The organism is Deinococcus gobiensis I-0, assembly GCF_000252445.1.
Taxonomy (GTDB): domain Bacteria; phylum Deinococcota; class Deinococci; order Deinococcales; family Deinococcaceae; genus Deinococcus; species Deinococcus gobiensis.
Window position 1 is genome coordinate 231,311 of sequence record NC_017805.1, and the last position, 15,587, is coordinate 246,897.

General features: G+C 70.3%; 15 protein-coding genes. 9 read left to right on the forward strand and 6 right to left on the reverse strand.

Annotated elements, in window-relative coordinates:
- Positions 1–176: 176 nt before the first annotated feature.
- On the reverse strand, positions 177–1,037 hold the full coding sequence (locus DGO_RS21280; RefSeq protein ID WP_050920939.1) for a GGDEF domain-containing protein: 861 nt from the start codon (positions 1,035–1,037) through the stop codon (positions 177–179).
- Positions 1,038–1,314: 277 nt separating this feature from the next.
- Between DGO_RS21280 and DGO_RS16020 the strand changes: the two genes are divergently transcribed.
- The 8 genes from DGO_RS16020 (at position 1,315) to DGO_RS16055 (ending at position 9,616) form a co-directional block, all read left to right on the forward strand.
- Entirely contained in the window at positions 1,315–2,229 is a 915-nt protein-coding gene (locus DGO_RS16020) for an ABC transporter substrate-binding protein (protein WP_043804161.1), read from the forward strand.
- Between the two features lie 85 nt (positions 2,230–2,314).
- On the forward strand, positions 2,315–3,508 hold the full coding sequence (locus DGO_RS16025) for an ABC transporter permease (protein WP_014695602.1): 1,194 nt from the start codon (positions 2,315–2,317) through the stop codon (positions 3,506–3,508).
- Between the two features lie 12 nt (positions 3,509–3,520).
- Positions 3,521–4,462, forward strand: a complete 942-nt coding sequence (locus DGO_RS16030; protein WP_043804163.1) for an ABC transporter ATP-binding protein — start codon at positions 3,521–3,523, stop codon at positions 4,460–4,462.
- Positions 4,462–5,205, forward strand: a complete 744-nt coding sequence (locus DGO_RS16035; protein ID WP_014695604.1) for an ABC transporter permease — start codon at positions 4,462–4,464, stop codon at positions 5,203–5,205. The genes DGO_RS16030 and DGO_RS16035 overlap by 1 nt, the downstream gene beginning before the upstream one ends.
- Positions 5,206–5,462: 257 nt before the next feature.
- Positions 5,463–5,852, forward strand: coding sequence for a class Ib ribonucleoside-diphosphate reductase assembly flavoprotein NrdI (gene nrdI / locus DGO_RS16040; RefSeq protein ID WP_014695605.1), 390 nt, complete (start codon positions 5,463–5,465; stop codon positions 5,850–5,852).
- 111 nt (positions 5,853–5,963) lie between these two features.
- The gene (gene nrdE / locus DGO_RS16045; protein ID WP_014695606.1) at positions 5,964–8,051 is read left to right on the forward strand and encodes a class 1b ribonucleoside-diphosphate reductase subunit alpha; all 2,088 of its coding nucleotides are present in this window, start codon (positions 5,964–5,966) and stop codon (positions 8,049–8,051) included.
- Positions 8,052–8,316: 265 nt separating this feature from the next.
- Positions 8,317–9,321: a ribonucleotide-diphosphate reductase subunit beta gene (locus DGO_RS16050; RefSeq protein ID WP_014695607.1), complete on the forward strand. Its 1,005-nt coding sequence runs from the start codon at positions 8,317–8,319 to the stop codon at positions 9,319–9,321.
- Entirely contained in the window at positions 9,314–9,616 is a 303-nt protein-coding gene (locus tag DGO_RS16055; RefSeq protein ID WP_014695608.1) for a hypothetical protein, read from the forward strand. The genes DGO_RS16050 and DGO_RS16055 overlap by 8 nt, the downstream gene beginning before the upstream one ends.
- Before the next feature lie 186 nt (positions 9,617–9,802).
- On the opposite strand, the gene DGO_RS16060 is transcribed toward DGO_RS16055, so the two are convergent.
- The 5 genes from DGO_RS16060 to DGO_RS16080 all read right to left on the reverse strand — a co-directional run bounded on the left by DGO_RS16060 (position 9,803) and on the right by DGO_RS16080 (position 14,912).
- Positions 9,803–10,306 (reverse strand): hypothetical protein, encoded by a 504-nt coding sequence (locus tag DGO_RS16060; protein WP_014695609.1) that lies wholly within the window; start codon positions 10,304–10,306, stop codon positions 9,803–9,805.
- 92 nt (positions 10,307–10,398) lie between these two features.
- On the reverse strand, positions 10,399–11,577 hold the full coding sequence (locus tag DGO_RS16065; protein WP_014695610.1) for a zinc-dependent alcohol dehydrogenase: 1,179 nt from the start codon (positions 11,575–11,577) through the stop codon (positions 10,399–10,401).
- A complete protein-coding gene (locus DGO_RS16070; RefSeq protein ID WP_145975440.1) occupies positions 11,574–12,299 on the reverse strand; it encodes an SRPBCC family protein in 726 nt (241 codons plus the stop codon). Before DGO_RS16070 ends, DGO_RS16065 begins: the two co-directional genes overlap by 4 nt.
- Positions 12,300–12,448: 149 nt before the next feature.
- The gene (locus DGO_RS16075; protein WP_083847379.1) at positions 12,449–14,347 is read right to left on the reverse strand and encodes an APC family permease; all 1,899 of its coding nucleotides are present in this window, start codon (positions 14,345–14,347) and stop codon (positions 12,449–12,451) included.
- A 79-nt stretch (positions 14,348–14,426) separates the two neighbouring features.
- Complete coding sequence (locus DGO_RS16080) at positions 14,427–14,912, reverse strand: META domain-containing protein (RefSeq protein ID WP_014695613.1); 486 nt, start codon at positions 14,910–14,912, stop codon at positions 14,427–14,429.
- 92 nt (positions 14,913–15,004) lie between these two features.
- Here DGO_RS16080 and DGO_RS16085 point away from each other — a divergent pair, with 92 nt between their 5' ends.
- Positions 15,005–15,556: a GNAT family N-acetyltransferase gene (locus DGO_RS16085; RefSeq protein ID WP_043804375.1), complete on the forward strand. Its 552-nt coding sequence runs from the start codon at positions 15,005–15,007 to the stop codon at positions 15,554–15,556.
- Positions 15,557–15,587: the final 31 nt, after the last annotated feature.

Sequence of the window (15,587 nt, forward strand, 5' to 3'; positions counted from 1 at the left end):
ACCTCCGGAACGCAACGGGCCTGACCCCGGATTCGGGCCAGGACGCAGGATTGTGGGTGCCTGGAATCTAGCAGACCGGGGCGGCCACGACGGACCGGTACGCCGCCCGTCACGCCGCCTGGCCCCCCTCCGGTGCGGAGGGGGGCCAGACAGAGACGGCACTGGGGATCCGGCGTTCAGGCGTTCTTGCGCAGGGGGAGCCACGTCAGGGCGGGCCACAGCAGGGCCGGGCCCTCCGCAGGGCGGGCCGCCGGCTGTTCCTGGGCGCGGGCGACCTGGGCGGCCTGCGTGCCGCGCCGGCGCTTCTTGACCCCGGCCAGACGGGCGTCGGCGCTGCGGAGCAGCTCGCTCAGCGTGCAACCGTCCTCGGGCGCGGCGGCCAGCCCATAGGAGAAGCTGCGCGGCGCGGCTCCGCGCGGGCGGGGGCCCGGCACCTGCGCGGCGAGGTGGCGGGCGAACTGCGCCTGTACCCGCCCCAGCTCGCCTGCGCCCAGGCGGCCGGGCGCGCACACCACGAACTCGTCGCCGCCCAGGCGATAGGCCCGCGCCCCCCAGCCCGGGGCGGCGGCCGCGAGCAGTTTGGCCAGCGCGCACAGCGCGGCGTCGCCCGCCTCGTGGCCCAGGGTGTCGTTGACCTCCTTGAACCCGTCCACGTCCAGCAGGGCCAGGGTGCCGACCGGGGCCGACGCCGCGTCGAGGGCCAGGGCGCGGCGGTCTTCCAGGCCCGTCAGCGGGTCCTGATATTCGGCCTGGAGGTCCAGCACCAGCGCCAGACGTGAGCCGTCGGGCCGGGTGCCGAAATGCAGGCGACAGACCCGCGCGTCCGTGTCCCAGGCAGTCCCGCCGCGTCCGAGGCGGCGCACGTGCGCGCCGTCCGGCAGGTGCGTGAGGTCCGGACGGCCGGCGAGCGGCAGGTCCGGCCCGAAGGCGCGCACGAAGGCCGCGTTGGGCCGGGGCGCCACCTCTGCCCAGCGTGAGGGCCACAGCAGGGCGGGCAGCGGCAGATGCTCGAAGGTCCAGTCGTCGGGGGAATTCAAGGGCGTCTCCTCGGTAGGAAAAAGGAAAGGAATGAATCTTGTAAGACCAGTGTGATGACCAGGCGTTAATGCAGCGTTATCTCTCGGGGCACGGAGCTGACGGAGGCTTCATCTGAGGGGGCGGGGCGTCCCGAACATGAAGGAACTGTGGGCCGACCTGTCACCCTGCACACCCTTTTCGCACGCGTGGCCCCTACCTTTAAACGTTGAATGCCGGCCTTTCCGGTTCCGGCCTCTCCCCTCCTTCACCGTTCCCATCCTTCTTCTGGAGACCCCCATGAAACGACTGTCCTCCCTTCTGCTGACCCTGAGCGCCGCCGCCCTGGTCGGCACCGCCGCCGCCAAGCCCATCGTGGTGGGCAGTAAACTCGACCCCGAGGCGCAGGTGCTGGGCCAGATGATCCTGCTGACCCTGAAGAATGCCGGGCTGGACGTGACCGACAAGACCTCGCTGGGCGACACGGGCGTGCTGCGCAAGGCCATCGCCTCCGGCGAGGTGGACGTGTACCCCGAATACACCGGCAACGCGGTGTACCTGTTTCCCGAGGCCAAGATCACCCCGGCGCAGGCGGGCAACCCCACCCAGATCCTGGTGCTGGCGCGCCGTCTGGACGCCCCCAAGGGCATCACCTGGCTCAACCCCGCCAACGTGAACAACACCTGGGTCATCTCGGTGCCCCAGAAGCTCGCGCAGGCGAACAAACTGACGAGCGTGGCCGATCTGGCGCGTTACGTCAAGGGCGGCGGCACCTTCAAGATCGCGGGCAGCCCCGAGTACTTCAACCGCCCCGATACCTTCCCGGCCTTCGAGAAGGCCTACGGCTTCAAGCTCACGGCCGCCCAGAAGCTCGTGCTGGCCGGGGCCACCCCGCCCCAGACCCAGCAGGCCGCCTCGGCCGGCACCAACGGCGTGAACGGCGCGATGGCCTACGGCACCGACGGCACCCTGAGCGCCCTGAACCTCGTCGCGCTGACCGACCCCAAGGGTGCGCAGGCCGTGTACCAGCCTGCCCCCATCATCCGCACCAGCGTCCTGAAGGCCAACCCGCAGATCGCCGGGCTGCTGAACAAGGTGTTCGCTACGCTGGACGCCTCCACCATGCAGCGCCTGAACGGTCAGGTGGCCCTCGAAGGCCGCACGGCCAGCGACGTGGCCGCCGCGTACCTCAAGAGCAAGAACCTCATCAAGTGAACCGGGGGGAACAGGGGGCGGGCCAGACCGGATGGCCCGCCCTTCCCCTTGGCGCTCGGCCGGACGACGGCGGGAGGACGCCCCCATGACCACCGCGACCAACACCCCGCCGCCGGGCCGCGCCGCCTGGCCCCCGGCACGGCTGCCGGGCGACCTGCAACTCGTGCTGTGGCTGGGGTCCGCCCCCATGCTGCTGGCCTGCCTGCTGCCCTGGGTGCTGCTGCGGCCCAACCGGCTGGCGCAGGGCGAGTACCTGCACCTGCCGCCCGCGCTGGCCGTGCTGGGGGGACTGCTGGCGCTGGCCACGCCGCTGGCCGGGCGCTTCATGCCGGCGGGGGTGCCCGTGCTGGCCCCGGCCGCGCTGGGCCTGGGCCTGTGGTGGCTGGGCGACCGCACGGCGGCGGCCATGCAGGGCCAGAGCGAGATCGCCCGCGCGAGTGCGAGCAGCGGCGTCTGGCTGTGGCTGCTGGGCGCGGCGGTGGCCGTATACGGCGCGGGCATGGTGGCCGCCCGGCTGGGGCGGTGGGCGCGGCCCCTGCCCTGGCTGTGGCTGCCGGTCGCCGCCGCGCTGCTGCTTTCGGGGCACTTCTCCGACTGGTCGGTGACGCGCGAACTGAGCGTGCAGCAGGCGCGCTTCGGGCAGGAACTCGGTCAGCACGTGCGGCTGGTGCTCTCGGGACTGGGGCTGGCGCTGCTCATCGGGGCGCCGCTGGCGGTGTGGGCCTCGGGCCGTGAGCGCGTGGCCGGCGCGGTGCTGGGGGTCGCGAACGCCATCCAGACGGTGCCGAGCCTCGCGCTGCTGGGCCTGCTCATCGCGCCGCTCTCGGCCCTGTCGAACGCGGTGCCGGGCCTGCGCGAGCTGGGGGTCAGCGGGATCGGGACGGCCCCGGCCCTGACCGCCCTGACGCTGTATGCCCTGCTGCCGGTGCTGCGCAACGGTGTGGTGGCCCTGCGGGGCGTGTCGCCGGGGGTGCTCGACGCCGCGCGCGGCATGGGCATGTCGGGGGCGCAGCGCTTCTGGCGGGTGCAGCTGCCGCTGGCACTGCCGGTGTGGCTCAGCGGCGTGCGGCAGGCGGCGGTACTTCTCGTCGGGGTGGCGAGTGTCGCCCAGCTCATCGGGGCGGGGGGCCTGGGTTACTTCATCTTCAGCGGCCTGCAAAGCGGCGCGGGCGACCTGATCCTGCTCGGGGCGGTGCCGGCGGCGCTGCTCGCCGTCCTGCTCGACCAGGGACTGCGGGCGCTGGAGCAGGTGCTGGGCAACGCCCTGGGACGGGCATAGGAGAACTTTTCCGTGATCGAACTGCGCAACCTCGAAAAACGCTACGCCAACCCGCAGACGGGCCAGGACTTCTACGCCGTGCGCGACCTGAGCCTCACCTTTCCGGATGGCCAGATCACGGCGCTGCTGGGGCCGTCGGGCTGCGGCAAGACGACCACCCTGCGGATGATCAACCGCCTGATCGAGCCGACCGGCGGGCAGATCCTGATCGACGGCGCGGACGTGCTCGCGGGGCGGCCCGAGGCGCTGCGCCGCCGCATCGGCTACGTGATCCAGCAGATCGGGCTCTTTCCCCACCTGACGGTCGAGCAGAACGTCGCCACCGTGCCCGACCTGCTGGGCCAGCCCAAAGGCAAGACGCGCGAGCGGGTGCGCGAGTTGCTGGGGCTGGTGGGCCTGGAGCCCGCGCAGTTCGCCCACAAGCGCCCTGCCGAGCTGTCGGGCGGGCAGGCGCAGCGCGTGGGGGTGGCCCGCGCCCTGGCCGCCGACCCCCCCGTGCTGCTGATGGACGAGCCCTTCGGCGCCCTGGACCCCCTGGCGCGCGACCACGTGCAGGACGCCTTTCTGGACATCCAGCGGCGGCTGAAAAAGACCATCGTGATGGTCACGCACGACATCGACGAGGCGCTGCGGATGGGCGACCGGGTGGCGCTGCTGCGCGGCGGCGAACTCGCGCAGTTCGGCACGCCCGACGACCTCGTGCGGCGCCCGGCGAGCGAGTTCGTGCGGCAGTTCCTGGGCGAGGACGCGCGGCTGCGCCAGCTCGCGGGCCTGCGTGTGGGCGACCTCGCGCGGCCCGGCGACGCGGCGGGGCTGCCCCGGGTGACGGCCGACCTGAACGCCCGCAGCGCCCTGAGCGTGATGCTGCGCGAGGGGGCCGAGGCGGTCGCGGTGGTCGATGAACAGGGGCAGGTGCGCGGCGTGGTGGGCTGGCAGGCGCTGGAGCAGGCCTGATGACCGCCCTGGCCCCCGCCGCCCGCCCCCGCCGCCGCGTGCCCTGGGGGGCGCTGCTGTGGCCCGCGCTCCTGCTGCTGTGCCTGTGGCCGGGGATGCTGCCCAACCTGATGGCCCCCTTCTCGGCGGGCGAGCCCCCCGACGTGGGCGACTCGCCGCTGTGGCAGCTCACGCTGGTGCATCTGGCGCTGGTGTTCGGGGCCGAGGCGCTCGTGCTGCTCATCGGGCTGCCACTGGCCGTCTTCGTGACCCGGCCGGGCCGCGCCGCCCTGATGCGGCTGGCCGAGGCGCTGACCGGCCTGGGCCAGACGGTGCCCACCCTGGCCATCCTGGCGCTCGCGGTGCCGACCCTGGGGCTGGGGCTGCGGCCCACGCTGCTGGGGCTGGTGCTGTACGGCCTCGTGCCGGTGGTATCCAACGGGGTCGCGGGGCTGCTGTCGGTGGACCGCTCGGTGCTCGACGCTGCGCGCGGCATGGGCATGACGCCGGGGCAGCAACTGCGCCGCGTCGAGCTGCCCCTGAGCCTCCCCATCCTCCTCGCGGGCGTGCGCACGAGCACGGTCTACAACGTCGGCACGGCGACCATCGGGGCGGCGCTGGGGGCGGGCGGGCTGGGCCTGCCGATCATCAACGGGCTGTCGCAGCAGAACACGGGGCTGGTCCTGATCGGCGCCCTCCTGAGCGCCCTGCTGGCCCTGAGCCTGGACGCCCTGCTGGGGCTGGTCGTCCGGCGCGAATCGTAGCCCCGGACCGACTGGCGGCTGGTACACTGTTCCCGCTCCCTCACCGTCGGCTGAACCAAGATACAAGGTCTGTCACATTGACTGCCTCAGGGTACAAGGGGTAGAGTCTGGGCAGATTCGTTCGTCAGGTCACACTGGCGCGGCCCGAGAACGGGCCAGACGCCGCCGACCGGGCGTGCCCTTCCTTCACCCTCCCGCTCCTGGCCCCCCTGGTCGGGTTCCCCTTCACGCGCCGCGTCCCGGCCGGAGGTTTTCCCATGCTGCTCGCCTTCGATTCGCTGACCGGTAACGTGCGCCGCTTCGTGGGGGGCGTGCAGGCCGCGCTGCCGGACTGTGCCCTCGACGCCCAGCCGGTGCAGGCAGCCCAGCCGACGGAGGACTTCGTGCTGTTCACCTACACCTTCGGAACCGGGCAGGTTCCGGCGACCACGGCCCGGTTCCTGGAGCAGCACGGGGGGCGGCTGCGCGGTGTGGTCTCCAGCGGCAGCTTCCACTGGGGCGACAACTTCGGGCGGGCGGGCGACCTCATCGCCGCGCGCTACGGCGTGCCCCTGATCGCCAAGATCAACAAGGGCGGCACCGCGCAGGACCGCGAGACGGTCGCCGCATGGCTGCGTGAATGGGAAGAAGGCCAAGCGCAGGCCTGAGCCAGGGAGTAACGCTTTACCCCCGACGGGTTGTCCAACTTTGGGCAACTCAGCTTTGGTTTAGATTATAAACTGCTTTACTTTCCCAAGTTTTCAGACTACTCTGACACCATGGAACGCTGGATCGAGCTGAACAACAAGGTGCTGGCCGGGAGTGTCGTGGACACCCGGTACGACACCGAGGCATTGCAGGCCTTCTTTCAGGAGAAGGTCAACCCCAACACCGTCTTCTTCCACAACCTCGCCGAGAAGGTGCGGTACATGGTCGAACACGGCCTGTGGGACGCCGAACTGTTCACCCGCTACAGCCCCCAGGAAGTGCAGCAGGTCTTCGAGAAGGCCTACGGCTACAAGTTCCGGTTCAAGGCCTTCATGGGCGCGTTCAAGTTCTACAGCGAGTACGCCACCATGACCCCCGACCGCTCGCGGTGGCTGGAGCGCTACGAGGACCGCATGGCCCTGACCGCTCTGGCCCGCTCCGAGACGGTGGAAGGCGCACTGGACCTCGTGCACCACCTCGTGAACCAGACCTTCACGCCCGCCACCCCCACACTGATGAACTCGGGCAAGGCGAACACCGGCCGCCTCGTGAGCTGCTTCCTGCTCCAGGACTGCACCGACAACCTCGACTCGATCACCAAGACGCTGTCGTTCGTCGCGGAACTGAGCAAGGGTGGCGGCGGCATCGGCGTGGAGGTCAGCAACCTGCGGGCGCGGGGCGAGTCGCTGCGCGGCATCCAGAACGTGACCAAGGGTGTGATGGGCGTCGCCAAGATGCTCGACAACATGCTGCGCTACGCCGACCAGGCCGGGCAGCGCCCCGGCGCCGGGGCCATCTACCTCAGCGTGATGCACGCCGACTTCGGAGACACCCTGAACGCCAAGAAGATCGCCACCGACGAGGACGCCCGCCTCAAGACCCTCTCTGTGGGTGCGACCATCCCCGACGTCTTCCTGGACAAGGTGCGCGCCGGCGAGGACATCTTCCAGTTCTACCCGCACTCGCTGTGGCAGGAGACGGGCCGCGAATTCACCGACATCGACTGGACGCGCGAATACCAGACGCTGGCCGACAACCCCAACATCCGCAAGAAGCGGGTCTCGGCCCGGCGCGTGCTGGAGGATATCGCCGTGACGCAGGGCGAGAGCGGCTATCCCTACCTGCTGTTCGAGGGCAACGCCAACCGCGCCAACCCCATCCCGAACATCGGCTCGATCAAGATGAGCAACCTGTGTAGCGAGATCCTGCAACCCACGCTGCCCAGCTATTTCCACCCCTACGGTCAGGAAAGCAAGGACCGCGTGGGCCTGGACGTGAGCTGCAACCTCGCCTCGCTGGTCATCGAGCGCGCGATGGAGAGCCGCGACCTCGGCTCGGTGGTCGGCACGGCGATCCGCATGCTGGACAACGTGGCCCGCAGCACGAGCATCCACGAGGTGCCGGCCGTGCGCCGCGCGAACGACGAGATGCGCTCGATCGGCCTGGGCGCGATGGGCCTGCACTCGTTCCTGGCGAAGTCCGAACTCATCTACGGCAGCCCCGAGGCGCTGGAGTTCTGCGACGTGTTCTTCGCCGCCATGCACTACCACGCCCGTAAGGCCAGCATGGAAATCGCGCGCGACACCGGTTTCGTCTTCCGGGGCTTCGAGGGCAGCCGTTACCAGAGCGGCGAGCACTTCGCGCAGTACCTGGAGCGCGACTTCCGGCCCGTGACGCCCGAGGTGGCCGCGCTGTTCGTGGGCCAGACCCTGCCCACCCGTCAGGACTGGGAGCAGCTCGTCGCCGACATCAAGCAGCACGGCCTGGCGCACTCGTTCGTGATGGCGGTCGCCCCCACCGGCTCGATCAGCTACGTCTCGCACGCCTCGGCCAGCGTGATGCCCGTGACCGAGAAGGTCGAGACCCGCACGAGCAACAAGGCCCGCACCATCTACCCGATGCCTCACCTGAGCGCCGACACCGAGTGGTACTACGAAGAGGCCTACGACATGGACCAGCGCCGCGTGATCGACACCGTGGCGACCATCCAGAAGCACGTGGACCAGGGTATCTCCTGCACCCTGTTCGTACCCAGCAGCGCCACCACCCGTGACCTGCAGCGGTACTACCTCTACGCCTTCTCGCGCGGGGTCAAGACCCTGTACTACACCCGCCTGCGCAAGATGAGCATCGAGGAATGCCTGACCTGCGCGGTATGAGACCGGGCTAAAACATACAATATCCAGTATTTGCGTTACATTCCGCGCTATATCTGGTACATGATGAATGAGGGCCATCCTGCCGGTGGCCTGGGCAGACGCTAGGCTCCGCGATCTGCACACCTGCCGTTTCACATCCGCAGGTCACCGCGAGGGCGTAAGGTAGACAGCTTTGGGGCCGCCGACGCCGGGTCGAGGCCACTTTTCCGGAGAAAGACGGTGCACACCGCTCTTTCCCAGTAGTTCACCGAACGAGGTATCCAGCATGTCCCCACACACGCCGTTTTCAGCGACCAACTGGTCAGAACCGGAAGACTCCTTCTCCACGACCTTCTACGAGAAATACACCTCGCAGCTGTGGTTCCCCGAGGAGATTCCGCTGACCAACGACGCGCTGGTGTGGCAGGCCCTGGGCGAGCAGGAGCGCTGGACCTACATCCACGCCTCGGCGGGCCTGAACGCGCTCGACACCCTTCAGGGCGAGGTCGGGATGCCGGCGCTGCGTCACCTCGTGGACGGCCACATCCGCAAGGCGACGCTGCAGTTCCAGGGCATGATGGAGGACATCCACGCCCGGTCCTACAGCCTCATGAACAAGACCTTCCTCTCGACGAGCGAGGAGCGCGAGGTCTTCGAGTGGGTCCGGCAGCAGCCGCAGCTCCAGTTCAAGATCAGCTTCATCCAGGGTGTCTTCGCCGATCCCGACATCTCGAATCTCGGCCTCTGGAAGAAGATGGTCGTGTCGTGCATGCTCGAAACGGCGCTGTTCTACAGCGGTTTCTTCTATCCGCTGTACCTCGCCGGGCAGGGCCGCATGGTGTCGGCGGGCGAGATCTTCAACCTGATCATCCTCGACGAGGCGGTCCACGGCGTATACGTGGCGCTGCTGGCCCAGGAGAAGTTCGCCGCGATGAACGAGGCCGAGCAGGCCTACGCCCTGGCGTGGTACGACGCGACCCTCCAGACGCTGTACCGCAACGAGCTGAGCTACACCGAGACGCTGTACGCGGGCGTGGGCCTGACCGGCGAGGTCAAGAAGTTCATCCGCTTCAACTTCAACGTGCTGGCCGACAACCTCGGCACCCCGCGCCCCTTTGCCGACGAGGAGATCAATCCTATCGTGCAAAACGGCATCCGCTCGAAGGGCACCACCCACGACTTCTTTTCCAGCAAGGGCAGCAGCTACAGCAAGATCGGCGTGGAGCCGCTGACCGAGCAGGATTTCAACGACATCTGGCCCAGCCAGCCCATAAGGATCGCCCATGACTGACCCTGCCCCGAAAGCCGAAGTCCTGATGCTCACGCAGGACGCCTGCCCCGATTGCGAACGCCTCAAGCTCATGCTCGACAAGCCTCTGCGGGGGCAGTTCGCCGGCCTGATCCGCCCGGTCCACCGTCAGGGCCAGCCCGACGAATTCGAGTCGGTCGTGGCGCTGTACGGCGTCCAGAAGACCCCTGCCCTGATCGACACGGCCAGCGGGCGCGTCCTGCTGAACACCGGCGGTCTGGGCGAGGTCAAGGCCTTCCTGACGGCGGCGCAGGTCGCGGAGCCGGTCGGCTCGTAACCCCGGAGGCAGACCAGAAGGCGGCCCCCTTCCAGACCGGAGGGGGCCGCCCGTTTTTCATGTCCCTGCGGCGGTCTGCGGCGCGGGCGGGGTGGTGGGTCGAACGGCACCCCCCAGGTCACGGGGACCCGCTCGACCCGGAGCAGAGACGTCGGGCGGCCTTCTGGAACCTCCGAGCCATCCTCCTCAGCGGATGATCTCGATTTCCGACAGGGACGTGGAACTCGACTCGATACGTTGCTGGCGCAGTTGCCCCAACTCCTGCCGGTCTACGGCGTGCTGGGCCATGACAATGGTCTGGCACAGCAGCAGCAGCGACGAGCTGACGCTCATGGGCAGGGGCCGCACCATACGCTCGCGCAGCACCAGGCCGCGCGCGCCGTCGGTGAGGATCAGGACCGAGGGCCCGACCAGCAGGCCCGCCGCCTGAGGAAAAGGCCAGGTGCGGGCGCGGCAGGCCATGAGTTCCTCGCGCCAGCTCGCGGTGTCGTCGTCATGGGCGGCGTGGGCGGCGGGCGCGCGGCCGGCGCGGCGGTGCAGTTCGGCCAGCAGGCCCGTGACCTGCTCGCCCTGCTCGGGGGTCAGGCTGCTCAGGCGCGACACCAGGGCCTCGCGCGGCAGTTCGCCCGCCTGCCAGTCGAGGACGGCGCGCAGCAGGGTGGCCGGTGGGGTTGTGTCGTCCGTGGTCATGGCACTCTCCTTCTTGACCTCCCATCTTATACGGCCTGTAGACGCCCGGCCACCGTGGGTCAGGCGTCTACAGGCGAAGGGTCAAGAAGCGCTCAGGCCCAGGGGTTCAGGACCACCTTGATACAGCCGTGTTTCTTGTCGCGGAAGGTCTTGTAGAGGTCCGGCGCTTCACTCAGACCCGCGCGGTGCGTGATGACGAAGCTCGGGTCGATCTCGCCGCCCTCAATCCGGCCTAGCAGGTCGGGCAGGTACCGGTGCGTGTGCGTCTGGCCCATGCGGAAGGTCAGGCCCTTGGCGAAGGCCGCGCCCAGCGGCAGCTCGTTGACCAGCCCGCCGTATACCCCGGGCATGCTCACGGTGCCGCCCTTGGCGCAGCTCATGATCGCCCAGCGCAGGGCCGTGATACGGTCGAAGGTAAGCCGGAGCTTCTGCTGCGCGGTGTCGAGCAGTGCGCCGGGGCCGTGCCCGTGGGCTTCGAGGCCCACCGCGTCGATGACGTGGTCGGGGCCGCGCCCGCCCGTCGCCTCGCGCAGCGCGACCAGCACGTCTTCCTGTTCGTAGTTGATGGTCTGCGCGCCCGAGGCGGCGGCCATCTTCAGGCGCTCGGGCACGCGGTCGATCACGATGACGTGCGCGGCTCCCAGCATCTGCGCGCTGCGGGCGGCGAACTGACCCACCGGCCCGGCGCCGAACACGGCCACCACGTCGCGGCCGGGCACGATGCCGCAGTTCTCGGCCGCCTGATACCCGGTCGGGAAGATGTCGGTGAGGAACAGCACCTGCTCGTCGCGCAGGTCGGACTCGATCTTGAAGGGGCCCACGTCGGCGAAGGGCACACGCACGTACTGGGCCTGCCCGCCCGCGTAGCCGCCGTAGATGTGCGAGTACCCGAACAGTCCGCCGCCGCTGACCCCGCCGTACATCGCCTCGGCCATGCGGTGGTTGGGGTTGGAGTTGTCGCAGGCGCTGAACAGGCCCCGCCGGCAGGGGTCGCACACCCCGCAGGCGAGGTTGAAGGGCACGACCACGCGGTCGCCGGCCTTCAGCTTCTTCACGTCCCGGCCGACCTCGACGACTTCGCCCATGAACTCGTGGCCCAGGATGTCGCCCTTTTCCATGCTCGGGATGTATCCGTCGAGCAGGTGCAGGTCCGAGCCGCAGATGGCCGTCGAGGTGACGCGCACGATGGCGTCGGTCGGAAGGAGGATCGAGGGGTCCGGCACCGTCTCGACGCCGATCCTGTTCGTGCCCTGCCAGACGACGGCCTTCATACCCGTCCCTCCTGCGTGCCCGTTCCGGCCCCGGCGCGGCCGCTGCTCTGGCCCCGGGCGGTGGGCGCGTAGCCCAGTTCCTGCTCCCGCTTGAAGCGCATCAGGTCGTCGCGCAGCTGCTGGCCCGGCTCCTGGCCCAGCATGCGGGCCACCACGGCCCCGGTCGCGCCGCCGGGCGGCTTGTAGCCCAGGCGCACGACCACTTCGGTGCCCCGGTCGCCCGGCGCAGGCCGGAAGAGCACCTCGCCGCTGTTCTCGATGGTCGCCCCCGGCAGCGAGGCCCAGGCCAGCCGCTTGCCCGGCTCGTCGGCCGTGATCTCGGCTTCCCAACCCACGTGCGTTCCGGCCGGGGCCTTCACGGTCCAGCGCGAGCGCTTCTCGCTGAGGACTTCCACCTGTTCCAGATGGGTCATGAGGCCGGGCAGCGAGGCGAGGTCACGCCAGCGGGCATACAGCTTGTCCGCGTCCTGGCCGATGGTCACCGCGTCGCTCACCTTGACCTCGCCGTCCGCGTTCTGCTCGATCTTCAGGGCGGTCGCCAGGGGATGCCGGCCGGTCAGGGCCTGCGCCGCGACGGCCACCCCCGCCGCGCCCAGCAGCAGCCGCTGCGCCGGATGGCCGCCGCGCAGGCCCATCGCGCTCAGACCCACCCCCAGAATGCCGTAGGCGACCCGCTCTGCCGGGGTCATCTGTGCCCCCGCTTTCCCGCTGTGTGTCGTCATGCGCCCCAGTCAAGGGGCGGGGGCCGGCGTCAACGGTCACTCCCCGCACTGTGTGGGGGCTTGCTGAATCCCCGGTGATGGCCCCTCCCCCCGCTAGGCCCCGGGTCCCTCACGGCAGGCTCATCCAGGCCACATCAGCCGACCCGGGGTCAGCCGCCGACGTGGACCAGTGGCCGCTGTTCGGCGTCCGGCTCGGCCTTGCGCAGCACTTCGCGGGTCAGGGGCGCGATGTCACCCTCCCCGAACATCAGGAAATTCGCGGCGTTCGTCAGGGGGCCCTTCTCGTCCCAGCCGAAATACACGTCGGGCACGATGCCGGTCTGGGCGCGCAGATGCAGCAGCAGCGCGGCGATGGCGTTGGGCACCGCCGGGGCCGAGGCCCGCAGCACCTGATGCACCCCCACCGTGTGCCCGTGCACTTCCAGCGTGCCGCCGAAGTCGCTGGCCCCCGCCACCGTGATTTCCAGGAACAGCACCGGGCCGCCGTCGGGCAGGTGGGTCTTGAGCCGGGCCTCGCGGGCCTTGTCGCGGTATTCGCGCGCCGTCAGGATGTCGGGCCGGTGGGCGATCAGGCGCAGGGCGCCGCTGCGGGCCGCGCCCTGCACGAACTCGCGGGCGGCGAGATCGAGGCTGACCCCGCTCAGGCGCAGTTCGGTACTGCGGTTCACGCGCGACACGAGGCTCACGCCCAGGATGCCCAGGATGAACAGGCTGGCGATCCGCAGGCCGTCGGGCCGCTCGATGACGTTCAGGACCGTCGTGTAGATGAACACCAAGGTCACGAGGGCGAAGGCCGGCGCCACGCGCTGCCGGGCCCGCCACGCCGAGAGGGTCACCGCGAAGGCCGCGCTGCTCATCAGGACCAGCACGCCGGTCGCGTAGGCTCCGCCCTGGGCGTCCACGTCGGCGCGGAACAGCAGGGTGATGAAGATGCCGATGGCCGTGAACACCAGCGTCAGCGGACGGGTGGCGGTCGCCCATTCGGGGGCCATGCCGTAGCGCGGCAGGAAGCGCGGCACGATGTTGAGCAGGCCGGTCAGGGCCGAGGCCCCGGCGAACCACAGGATCAGGATGGTCGAGAGGTCGTACAGCGTCCCGAAGCCCTCGCCGAACTGCGCGTGCGCGAGGTAGGCCAGCGCGCGCCCGCTGGCCACCCCGCCGGTCTGGAGGGCGGCGGGCGGCACGAGCAGCGTGACCACCAGACTGCTGCCCAGCAGCAGCGTGCTCATGATGAGGGCGGCCGTGACGAGCAGGTGCCGGGTGTGGCGCACGCGGCCCGCCGCCTCGTCGGCCCCGGCCCCGCCGCGCACCTGCGGCATGACGCTCACGCCCGTCTCGAAGCCCGAGAGCCCCAGCGCCAGCTTGGGAAAGACGATCAGGGCAGTCAGGGCGACCCCGCCCCAGCCGCCGTGGTAATGCGCCAGCGTGCCCTGCCAGCCGCTCAGGACCGCCGGGTGGTGCGCGACCTCCAGCAGCCCGCGCGCGATGACGGCCACGTTCAGGGCGAGGTAGGTGCCCACCAGGGCCACCGCCAGCCCGATGGCCTCGCGCATCCCCTTGAGGAACACCCCGCCCAGCAGCAACACGAGCGCCAGCGTGGCGGGCATCTGCCACCCGGCGATGTGGTCGCGCACCAGCGGGTTCTGGACGAGGTGGGCCGCCGCATCGGCCGCCGAGAGCGTGATGGTAATCATGAAATCCGTGGCCGCGAAGCCCAGCAGCACGAGCACCAGCAGCTTGCTGGGCCAGCCGGGGAGCAGGCGTTCGAGCATGCGCACGCTGCCCTCGCCGTGCGGGCTCTCGGCGGCGACCCGGCGGTAGACCGGCAGCGCCCCCAGCAGGGTCAGGGCCACGAGGACCAGCGTGGCGACCGGAGCCAGCGCGCCCGCCGCCACCGCCGCGATGCCCGGCTGGTAGCCTAGCGTCGAGAAGTAGTCCACGCCGGTCAGGCACATCACCCGCCACCAGGAGTGCGTGGCTTCCGGCACGGGGGGGGCGGAGGCGGCGGGGGCCGGGGGGGACAGCGGAGAAGGTGGAGAGGTGGTCATAAGACGCCGCCTCCAGACCTAGCGTCCGGAAGTGGCGTTCAGGTGAAACCGGGGGGGGCCTGTCCCCCACCGGGTCAGGTCAGCGGCGGACGGGCGTCACGTAGCCGACGCGCTCAAAGGTCAGGCGGCCCGCATCGGAAAACAGCACGAGGCGCTGCGTGCTGCCATTGATGACGTAGTGGTCGGCGGCGTTCAGGACGCGGTAGAAGTTGCCGGGAATGGCGAAGAGGCAGCGTTCGTTCGCGCGCGGGGGCAGGGCCGTGACCTTGAGGCTGATCTCGCTGCCCGTCGCCTGGACGGTCCCGGTGAAGCGCCCGCAGCCGAGCTGGCCCGACACGCGGTCGCCGGAGATCACGAGTTGCGGGCGCACGGCGACGCCGCCACGCAGGCCGTCCAGCTCGACCTCGCCCACCAGCCGCCAGATGCCGTTGAGGGGCGCGGGCGCGGTGGTTGCGGGCACAGAACCCGGAGCCGTGACCGGCGCGGTGCGGGGCGCCGTCAGGCCGGCGGCGAGGACCGGGGCCGGGCCGAGGGCCACGGCGAGCAGGGCCAGAAGGGTCTTCATGGGGTCAGGATGCCCCGCGCCCGTGACAGCGGCCTGACGGGCCCCCTGACGAAACGCTCATGTCCGGCGCGCACCGGGGCTACACTCCGGGCATGGACCTGGCCCCGACCCTGACCACCGAGCGCCTGCTGCTGCGGGGCCACCAGGCCGCCGACCTCGACGACTGCGCCGCCCTGTGGCAGGACCCCGAGGTGACCCGCTACACCACTGGCCAGCCCGTCGCCCGCCAGGACGTGTGGACCCGGCTGCTGCGCCATCCGGGCCACTGGGGTCTGCTGGGCTTCGGGTACTGGCTCGCCTTCGAGAAGGCCTCGGGCCGGTTCGTCGGCGAGGTGGGGCTGGCCCGGTTCGAGCGCGACTTCCTGGCGGGCCAGCCCGACCTGGGCGCACTGCCCGAGGCGGGCTGGGTCACGCTGCCCTGGGCCCACGGGCAGGGCTTCGCCTCGGAGGCGATGACGGCCGTCCTGGCCTGGCAGGACCGTCAGGGCCGCTGGCCCCGCAGCTTCTGCATCATCCACCCCGACAACGCGCCCTCGCTGCGCCTGGCCGGGAAACTGGGCTTCCGGCCGGAGCGCGGGGCGAGGCGCGGCGAGGCCACCTGGCAGATTCTCCTGCGGGACACGCCGGGCCACGCTCTGGCCTGATCCCCCTCCCTTCAGCCGGGGCTTAACTGGG

Excerpts from the sequence above, each read along its gene's own strand:
- DGO_RS16020 (WP_043804161.1), top strand. The coding sequence starts at position 1,315 with ATGAAACGACTGTCCTCCCTTCTGCTGACCCTGAGCGCCGCCGCCCTG.
- DGO_RS16025 (WP_014695602.1), top strand. The coding sequence starts at position 2,315 with ATGACCACCGCGACCAACACCCCGCCGCCGGGCCGCGCCGCCTGGCCC.
- DGO_RS16035 (WP_014695604.1), top strand. The coding sequence starts at position 4,462 with ATGACCGCCCTGGCCCCCGCCGCCCGCCCCCGCCGCCGCGTGCCCTGG.
- nrdI (WP_014695605.1), top strand. The coding sequence starts at position 5,463 with ATGCTGCTCGCCTTCGATTCGCTGACCGGTAACGTGCGCCGCTTCGTG.
- nrdE (WP_014695606.1), top strand. The coding sequence starts at position 5,964 with ATGGAACGCTGGATCGAGCTGAACAACAAGGTGCTGGCCGGGAGTGTC.
- DGO_RS16050 (WP_014695607.1), top strand. The coding sequence starts at position 8,317 with ATGTCCCCACACACGCCGTTTTCAGCGACCAACTGGTCAGAACCGGAA.
- DGO_RS16055 (WP_014695608.1), top strand. The coding sequence starts at position 9,314 with ATGACTGACCCTGCCCCGAAAGCCGAAGTCCTGATGCTCACGCAGGAC.
- DGO_RS16060 (WP_014695609.1), bottom strand. The coding sequence starts at position 10,306 with ATGACCACGGACGACACAACCCCACCGGCCACCCTGCTGCGCGCCGTC.
- DGO_RS16065 (WP_014695610.1), bottom strand. The coding sequence starts at position 11,577 with ATGAAGGCCGTCGTCTGGCAGGGCACGAACAGGATCGGCGTCGAGACG.
- DGO_RS16070 (WP_145975440.1), bottom strand. The coding sequence starts at position 12,299 with ATGACGACACACAGCGGGAAAGCGGGGGCACAGATGACCCCGGCAGAG.
- DGO_RS16075 (WP_083847379.1), bottom strand. The coding sequence starts at position 14,347 with ATGACCACCTCTCCACCTTCTCCGCTGTCCCCCCCGGCCCCCGCCGCC.
- DGO_RS16080 (WP_014695613.1), bottom strand. The coding sequence starts at position 14,912 with ATGAAGACCCTTCTGGCCCTGCTCGCCGTGGCCCTCGGCCCGGCCCCG.
- DGO_RS16085 (WP_043804375.1), top strand. The coding sequence starts at position 15,005 with ATGGACCTGGCCCCGACCCTGACCACCGAGCGCCTGCTGCTGCGGGGC.